Source organism: Promicromonospora citrea (assembly GCF_013004695.1).
Classification (GTDB): Bacteria; Actinomycetota; Actinomycetes; order Actinomycetales; family Cellulomonadaceae; genus Promicromonospora; species Promicromonospora citrea.
In genome coordinates this window covers 1-7496 of record NZ_JABEMG010000173.1, presented here as the reverse complement: position 1 = coordinate 7496, position 7496 = coordinate 1, and the positions used below count along the sequence as shown (strand labels likewise).

8 protein-coding genes and 1 riboswitch are annotated in these 7496 nt (G+C 72.7%); of the genes, 4 read left to right on the top strand and 4 right to left on the bottom strand.

Going from position 1 to position 7496, the window contains the following annotated elements; translation table 11 throughout:
• A partial coding sequence (locus tag HLB15_RS21230; RefSeq protein ID WP_171108413.1) for a zf-HC2 domain-containing protein occupies nt 1–1041 on the bottom strand: 1041 nt, incomplete at its 3' end.
• A gap of 127 nt (nt 1042–1168) precedes the next feature.
• Nucleotides 1169–1390, bottom strand: a complete 222-nt coding sequence (locus tag HLB15_RS21225) for a hypothetical protein (protein WP_171108411.1) — start codon at nt 1388–1390, stop codon at nt 1169–1171.
• A 584-nt stretch (nt 1391–1974) separates the two neighbouring features.
• On the opposite strand from HLB15_RS21225, the gene HLB15_RS21220 reads away from it, so the two are divergent.
• The gene (locus HLB15_RS21220) at nt 1975–3834 is read left to right on the top strand and encodes a class I tRNA ligase family protein (protein ID WP_171108409.1); all 1860 of its coding nucleotides are present in this window, start codon (nt 1975–1977) and stop codon (nt 3832–3834) included.
• Here the strand turns inward: HLB15_RS21220 and HLB15_RS21215 are convergent.
• Nucleotides 3815–4663 carry an ion transporter gene (locus tag HLB15_RS21215; protein ID WP_171108407.1) on the bottom strand — a complete coding sequence of 283 codons (849 nt, stop codon included), beginning with the start codon at nt 4661–4663 and terminating at the stop codon, nt 3815–3817. The two genes, HLB15_RS21220 and HLB15_RS21215, sit on opposite strands and share 20 nt — an antisense overlap.
• 236 nt (nt 4664–4899) lie before the next feature.
• On the opposite strand from HLB15_RS21215, the gene HLB15_RS21210 reads away from it, so the two are divergent.
• Nucleotides 4900–5163, top strand: coding sequence for a GlsB/YeaQ/YmgE family stress response membrane protein (locus HLB15_RS21210; protein WP_171108406.1), 264 nt, complete (start codon nt 4900–4902; stop codon nt 5161–5163).
• Entirely contained in the window at nt 5160–6080 is a 921-nt protein-coding gene (locus HLB15_RS21205; RefSeq protein WP_171108404.1) for a hypothetical protein, read from the top strand. The genes HLB15_RS21210 and HLB15_RS21205 overlap by 4 nt, the downstream gene beginning before the upstream one ends.
• A gap of 43 nt (nt 6081–6123) precedes the next feature.
• On the opposite strand, the gene HLB15_RS24635 is transcribed toward HLB15_RS21205, so the two are convergent.
• Entirely contained in the window at nt 6124–6858 is a 735-nt protein-coding gene (locus HLB15_RS24635; RefSeq protein WP_189086869.1) for a C40 family peptidase, read from the bottom strand.
• Between the two features lie 9 nt (nt 6859–6867).
• A riboswitch (cyclic di-AMP (ydaO/yuaA leader) is annotated at nt 6868–7046 on the bottom strand.
• A gap of 175 nt (nt 7047–7221) precedes the next feature.
• Here HLB15_RS24635 and HLB15_RS21195 point away from each other — a divergent pair.
• Nucleotides 7222–7496, top strand: a 275-nt coding sequence (locus tag HLB15_RS21195) for a hypothetical protein (RefSeq protein WP_212760187.1), incomplete at its 3' end; no start/stop codon positions are given.

Genomic DNA, 7496 nt, shown 5'->3' with positions numbered 1-7496 from the left:
GGGCGGCGGGGAGCCGGCGGGCGGGACCACGGGTGCGGTGTCGGGCTCGTCGGACGAGTCGGCCTCCTCGGTGGGAGGCGCTGCGGCGGCACCGCCGCTGCCCCCGGCTCCGCCACCGGCGCCCGCGCCGCCGCCGTCGACGGCCTGGCCGGCTTCGGCGGGCGGGCGGTCCTGGCTCGCGACCATCGCCGCGGCCACGCCACCGAGCCCCAGCACGAGCAGCACACCGGCCACGGCGGCGAGCTCCTTGGGGCCGGGCTTCTTGTCGGGGTCCCTGCGCTTCTTTCCCACCGTTGCGCCGCCCGCACCGCCGGTCCCGCCGGCGGAACCTGTCACCACGAGCGCCGCGACGACGTGCTGGCCGAGCTCGCGGAGCATCCAGGAGACCTCGCGCACGTCCATGAACGCGCGCGTGCAGTCCGCGCAGGAGTCCATGTGGACCTCGAGGCGACGCTGACGGCGAGGCAGCATGCGGCCCTTGAGGTAGTCGTGCATGCCGGCGCGGGTGGTACGGCACTCGGGTTCGTTGACGGCCCGGGCGTGGGCAGCGGCGAAGGCGCCGGCGAGGCGCTCCTCGGCGCGGCGCAGCCGCATGGTCACCGCGTGGGGGCGCACCCCCAGGCCGTCCGCGATGTCGGTGACGGCCTTGTCGTGCACGTGCCGGTCGAGCAGGAGCCGGCGGTCGTCCTCCGCGAGGTCCGCCAGGGCCGTGCGCAGCATCGAGACGTCGGCCTGCCGCTCGGCGTCCAGCTCGGCGCCCTCGACGGGCGGGGCCAGGCCGTCGAGGGTGTCGTCCTCGACGGTGGTGGCGCGCCCGGCCTCGCGGGTCATGGAGATGGCTTCGTTGACCGCGGCGCGCCGCCAGTAGGGGGCGGGGTCGTCGATCGTGCCACCGGTGGACACGATGCGGATCATCTTCTCCAGCGCGCGGGAGGCCGCCTCCTCGGCGTCGACTCCCGGGACCCGCGCGGCTACCGACCGCACCACGTTCCGGCGATGGACGACCCAGTCGTCGATGCGAAGGTCACCGGTGGTGGTCACGCGGGCGTGCCCCTCTCTGCGCATAGTGTCCTGATTTGACTCGCTGGCCAATGATCGCACCAGGTCTCCGCTTTCGCACATGTCGCCGGGTTCGGTCCCTGCGTCCTCCTCGTCCCCGCCAGGGCGCTCATCGCCGGCCCGACGAGAAGGCGCTCGTCACCGCGTCGAGGCCGTCCGGGCCGGAGGTCGCGTGGATCACCGCGAGCGCGACCTCGCAGGTCGCGGCGATCAGGTCGCTGGCCCCCCACGCGTCGGCCAGGCGGTACAGCTTGACGGCATCACCCTCCGCATAGGCACGCAGGTACTGGGCCCCGAGCCGCACGAGCTCGGGGTGCTCGATGTGTTCCATGCAGCCCTGACGCGCGTCCCGCCCGGATGTCACAGCACTTGGGGAAATTTCTTCGATTGATCCCGTGCTGTCCGGTTGGTGTCTCTGTGGGTGAGATCTGATGCCTCGAGCACCGGTTCGCCGTGCGCCCGCCCGGACGGTCGGGTAATCCTGAGCAGAGCACATGAAAATGCATCCACGAAAGTGCTGTGACATCCGGGGCGTGCGCGCGTCAGAGCAGTGACGCGGACGACGTCCCGACCCGCCGGTGGCGGGCCGGGTCGCGACGTGTCGGGCGGGAGCCGCGGGTTCGGAGTGCGCTGGGGGCACGCCGAGCCGGTGGCTCCCGTCCACCGGCGCGAGCGCCGGCTCGGACCTCGCTGGCGGCGGACCGACCCGGCGCTCGCTCCGGCGCCCGTAGGCGGCCCAGCCCTTTACCCGTCCGCGCGGGCCGCCCTATCCTGGGCCCATGCGCACGGCACGCTCGCTCCTTACCTAGCCGCACCGGCTCCGCCCTCGATCGGGCACACCCGGTGCGGCCGCCCCTCCCTGCGAGGGGCTTTTTCGTGCCCGGAACCCGATCGACGCACCGGAGAGCGAGAACGATGACCGAGACCAGCGCACCCGCGGGCGACCCCTTCGCCGCCGCCGACGACGGCGCCCGCCCGCGCCGCTACCTGCTGACGATGTTCCCGTACCCCTCGGGCGACCTGCACATGGGTCACGCCGAGGTGTTCGCGATCACCGACGTCGTCGCACGCTACTGGCGGGCCAAGGGCTACGACGTGCTCAACCCGGTCGGCTGGGACTCCTTCGGCCTGCCCGCGGAGAACGCCGCCGTCCGCCGCGGGGAGCACCCGGCGGTCTTCACCGAGGCGAACATCGCCACCCAGGCGGCGTCGATCCGGCGCTACGGCGTCTCGTTCGACTGGACGCGGCGCCTGCACACCCACGAGCCCGGCTACTACCGGTGGACGCAGTGGCTGTTCGCCCGGCTGTACGAGCGCGGCCTGGCCTACCGGGCGCAGGCCGAGGTGAACTGGTGCCCCACCGACCGCACCGTGCTGGCCAACGAGCAGGTCGTCGACGGCGCGTGCGAGCGCTGCGGCACGCCCGTCGTCGCGCGGAGCCTGACCCAGTGGTTCTTCCGGATCACCGCGTACGCCGACCGGCTGCTGGACGACATGGAGCTGCTGGCCGACGGCTGGCCCGCGCATGTGCTGACCATGCAGCGGAACTGGATCGGCCGCGAGGACGGCCCGGACGGCCCGGTCTATCGTCTGCACGACTGGCTGGTGTCCCGGCAGCGGTACTGGGGCGCCCCGATCCCCGTCGTGCACTGCCCGGCCTGTGGCGAGGTGCTGGTCCCCGACGACCAGCTCCCCGTCGAGCTGCCCCACCTGGCGGGTGAGCAGCTGGTGCCCGGCGACGTCTCGCCGCTGGCGGGGGCGAGGGAGTGGGTGCGGACCACCTGCCCGCGCTGCGGCGGCCCTGCCGAGCGGGACACGGACACGATGGACACGTTCGTCGACTCGTCGTGGTACTTCCTGCGCTACCTGTCCCCCGGGTACGAGGAGGGGCCGTTCCGGCCCGAGGACGCCGCCCGCTGGATGCCCGCCGCGCTGTACGTCGGCGGGGTCGAGCACGCGACGATGCACCTGCTGTACGCCCGGTTCGTCACCAAGGTGCTGTACGACATGGGCCTGGTGCCGTCCCCCGAGCCCTACGCGCGCCTGATGAACCAGGGGCAGGTGATCAACCAGGGCCGGGCGATGAGCAAGTCGCTGGGCAACGGCGTGGACCTGGCGGCCGAGCTGGACCGGCACGGGGTCGACGCCGTCCGGCTGGCGATCCTGTTCGCCGGGCCGCCGCAGGACGACCTGGACTGGGCCGACGTCTCACCCGGCGCGATGCGCCGCTTCCTGACGCGCGTGCTGCGCCTGGCCGGTCCGCCCGGGTCCGCTCCCGCGGCGACACCGGGGATGATGCCGTCGCCCCTGCGCCGGGCGCTGCACCGTGCTGTCCACGACGTCGACGAGCTGGTGGGCTCGGGCCGGTTCAACGTCGCCCTCGCCCGGCTGATGGAGCTGGTGGGAGAGATCCGCCGGACGCCGGGGACGGACCCGGCGCACCGCGAGGCGGCGTCGGCCGTCGCGGTGCTGCTGAGCCTGTTCGCCCCGCACGTCGCGCAGGACCTGTGGGAGCGCCTGGGCCGCACGACGCCGGTCGCCGCGGAGCCGTGGCCGGCGGTGGACCCCGCGCTGCTGGTCGACCACGACGTCGAGGCGGTGGTCCAGGTGGACGGGAAGGTGCGTGACCGCCTGACCGTCGCGGCCGACGTCACCGCGGAGGAGCTGGAACGGGTGGCGCTGGCCCGGCCCGCCGTCGTGCGCGCCGTCGGGGACGGTGCCGTGCGGCGGGTCGTGGTGCGGCCGCCGCACCTGGTCAACGTGGTGCGGGGCTGACGTCGCCGCCGTCCTCGTCGAGCCTCGCGCGCACCGCGCGGAGCTCGGCGAGGATCTCGCGGTTCTGCTCGGCGAGGGCGTCGAGGCGCTCGTCCTTGCGGCGGTCGTCCTCGCGCTCCTCCTCGGTCATCTCCTCCATGCCGTTGACGATCACGGCGATGAACAGGTTCAGCACCGCGAAGCTGACCACCAGGATGTAGAGCACGAAGAAGATCCAGGCGGACGGGTGCAGCGACATCACGGCTCGCGCGACGTCGGGCCAGGCCTCGCCCGTCATCGCCTGGAAGAGCGTGAACAGCGTCGTCCACAGGGTGCCGAAGTACTCCTCGGACGCGTCGCGGAACAGGTTGGTCGCGATCACGGCCGACACGTAGATGACCAGCACCAGCAGCGCGCCGACGGCGCTCATGCCCGGCACGGCCCGCAGCAGGCCGTCGACGACGCGGCGCAGGGCGGGCACGGCGGACACGACGCGCAGCACGCGCAGCACGCGCAGCGCGCGCAGAGCGGACAGGGACTCGGTGGCGGGCAGCAGCGCGACGCCGACCACGAGCAGGTCGAACACGTTCCACGGGTCGCGGAAGAAGCTCCGGCCCAGCGCCACCAGCCGCAGCAGCAGCTCGAGCACGAAGAACGCGAGCATGACGTGGTCGATCCAGCGCAGGACGATCAGCGCCGTGCCCGTCACCATCGTCTCCGCGCCCAGGACCAGGGCGTTGGCGAGGATGACGCCGATCACCAGACGCGTGACCCAGCGCCGCTCGAGGACGGCCCTGAGCCCCTCCCGCCAGGTCCGGCTCCCGGCCCGCACGCCGATCTCCTGCTCCATCTCGTCCTCTCCTCACCGGCACCCTGCGCCGACGTCCCGCGCCGGCCTCCGCACCGTCGCCCCGCCGCACGAAACCGCTACCCTTCCGTGCCCCGGCGAACTATAACCGCTGGCCACCGCCCTGCCGCGGGCGTGAATTGTCCTGATTTGACCATGATTCGGCGGGTCCGGTGGCAAGTCGAGGTGATCAGTGCTGAGGTAGGTGCAAGCAAGCCACACCACTCTGGAGGAACACCATGGGCTTCTTCGCCTTTCTCATCCTCGGACTGATCGCGGGCGTCATCGCCCGCATCATCCTCCCGGGCAAGCAGCCGGGCGGATTCTGGCTGACCCTGCTCCTCGGGGTGCTCGGCGCCATGCTCGGTGGCTGGCTCGGGGGGCTGCTCTTCGACATCAGCTTCGACGAGTTCTGGTCCTGGCAGAGCTGGCTGTTCTCGGTGATCGGCGCGATCATCGTCATCCTGATCGTCCAGGCGATCTTCGGCCGGCGTAAGGCTTGATCGCAGCACCCGGCGGCCGCGCGGGCCTCGTCGTCGTCCTGACGACGGTGGTCGGCGCGGCCGCCGTCGCGTGCACGGGCGGCGGCACGGCCCCGCCCGCACGCGGTCCGGTGGCCGACGACGTCGCCACCCGTCTCACCGTCGAGGTGGACCAGGGGCGCGAGCAGTACGCCGAGCGCGAGGTGCGGCTCCGGGTGACCAACGACTCCGACGAGACGCTGACGCTCCTGTCGGGGGCCCTGGACGCCGACGGGTTCGGCCCGTCCGAGCCCGTCGTGAAGCGGCCCACCGCGCTGCGCCCCGGGGGGACCCGCGCCGTGACGATGGTGCTGGGCGAGGCGCGCTGCCCCGGACCCGGGCGGCCTTCCGCGCCGACCGCGACGCTCGCCCTCGCGCTCGGCGAGGGCGACGGCAGGGGGCCGGCGACCGACGTCGTCGTCGAGGGTGTGGAGGATCCGGTGGGTCACCTCGAGCGGAACCACGCGGAGGACTGCGCCGCTGCCGCCGTGGCGGCGGGCGTGCACCTGTCCGTGGACGAGAACGTCCGTGTCGAGGACCGCCGCGGTGCGCCGACCGCGCTCGTCACGCTCCGCGTGGAGCCGGTGCCGGGCGGCCCGGAGGTCACGCTCGAGCGGATCGCCGGCACGACGCTGATGAGCAACCCCGAGCCGGTGCGCGGGACGTCGGGCTGGGTGGGGAGCGCCCTGGCCGGGCAAGGCTCCGGCGAGATCGAGCTCGCCGTGGTCCCGGCGCGGTGCGACGTGCACGCGGTGGCCGAGGACAAGCGCGGGACGTTCCTGCCCGTGACCGCGGTCGTCGACGGCGTGGTGCAGGACGTCGTCCACGTCCCGATGCCGGACGCGGCCCGGTCCGCGTTCTACGACTTCGTGGGACAGCACTGCGCCTGGCCGGAGTGATCCGGCCAGGCGCAGGGGTGGAGCCGAGGGTCGACCGTGCTCGTCAGGCGGCGACGCGGACGAAGGTCGGGTTGTTCTGCCACATCTCGGTGTAGCGCACCGGCATGCCGGCGGCCCAGGCCTCGATGATCATGCCGTCGCCCGCGTAGATCGCGACGTGGCCGGGCGTCCAGACGATGTCGCCCGGCTCGGGGTAGGTGACCTGGTAGCCGGAGCCCAGCAGCGCGCCGGACGAGTGCGGGAGCGAGTAGCCGAGCTGGGCGTACACGTACTGCACGAGGCCGGAGCAGTCGAAGCCCGCCGACGGCGAGGCGCCGCCGAGCACGTACGTGATGCCGAGGTAGTTGAGCGCGATGTTGACGGCCTGCTGGCCGACGGGGACCGGGTCCGGCGCGTCCACCGAGACGACGGCGGCCTCGCCCTTCTCACCCTTGTCGCCGGACGAGGCCCCGAGGATCTCCATCTCCATCGGCATCTTCGCGTCGACGGGGACGGTCACGGTCGGGGCGGCGGCGACGGCCTGCTTCGCCACGGCGGTGAGGGACTGCAGGTCGGTCGAGTTGAGCTTCGCCGTCTTGACGTCGGTCTTGAGGTCCATCGCGGGCGCGGCGTGCGCGGTGGTGGCGATGGTCGAGATGAGGACGCCGCCTGCGGCGGCGGCGAGAGCGCCACGGCGGGCCACGGTGCCTGCGTTCTCGGTGGCGGTTCGTGCAAGGACGGTCAGCGGTGTCTGGGCCGGCCGGCTGTCACGATGCCGACCGCGGGTGGAGTTCGTCACCTGATGTCTCCTGGAACGCCTGCGAGGTCAGCTGTCGGGTTCGGGTCGGAGTACATACCCGGCCGCACGGCTACTGGGGGGTTTCCGTCCGGCTTCACCCCGAGGATGACGATCACGCTGTCACCCGGAAGTGGGTCCCCCGCTCCTGTCTGCAACGTCTGGTCATGAGCCGGTGACAGGACTCGGCGTCCGACTCACGACTCCACCGAGGCGGTGGAGCAGAAGTCAACGTACACACCTTCCCGGAAAAAGTCACGATCGGGTTACGCATTACGGTCTGACCCAACGAAGGCGCAGATTTACCCCCTTCCGGGCTTCATGGGTTATGACCGACTTCACACGAATCCGCTACGGTTCGGCGGCATGGGCGACGACGAGCACCGCATCTCCGCCTGGTGGGTGGTCCCCCTCAGCGCTCTGGCCTGGTGGGGCGGGGGTTTCCTGCCCTGGATCGCACAGGTGTCCTACGAGGTCACAGGGCTGGCCGACGGCGTGCCCGCCGGCGCGGCCGGGTTCCTCCCCCTTCCCGTCACGGGCGACGACGCGCTCACCGCCGTGGTGGTCATGGCGCTCCTCGGCGGCGTCGTGGCGGGCGCGCTCGCGCGCCTGCCCGCGTCGCGCGGCGCCGGCGCGGCGGC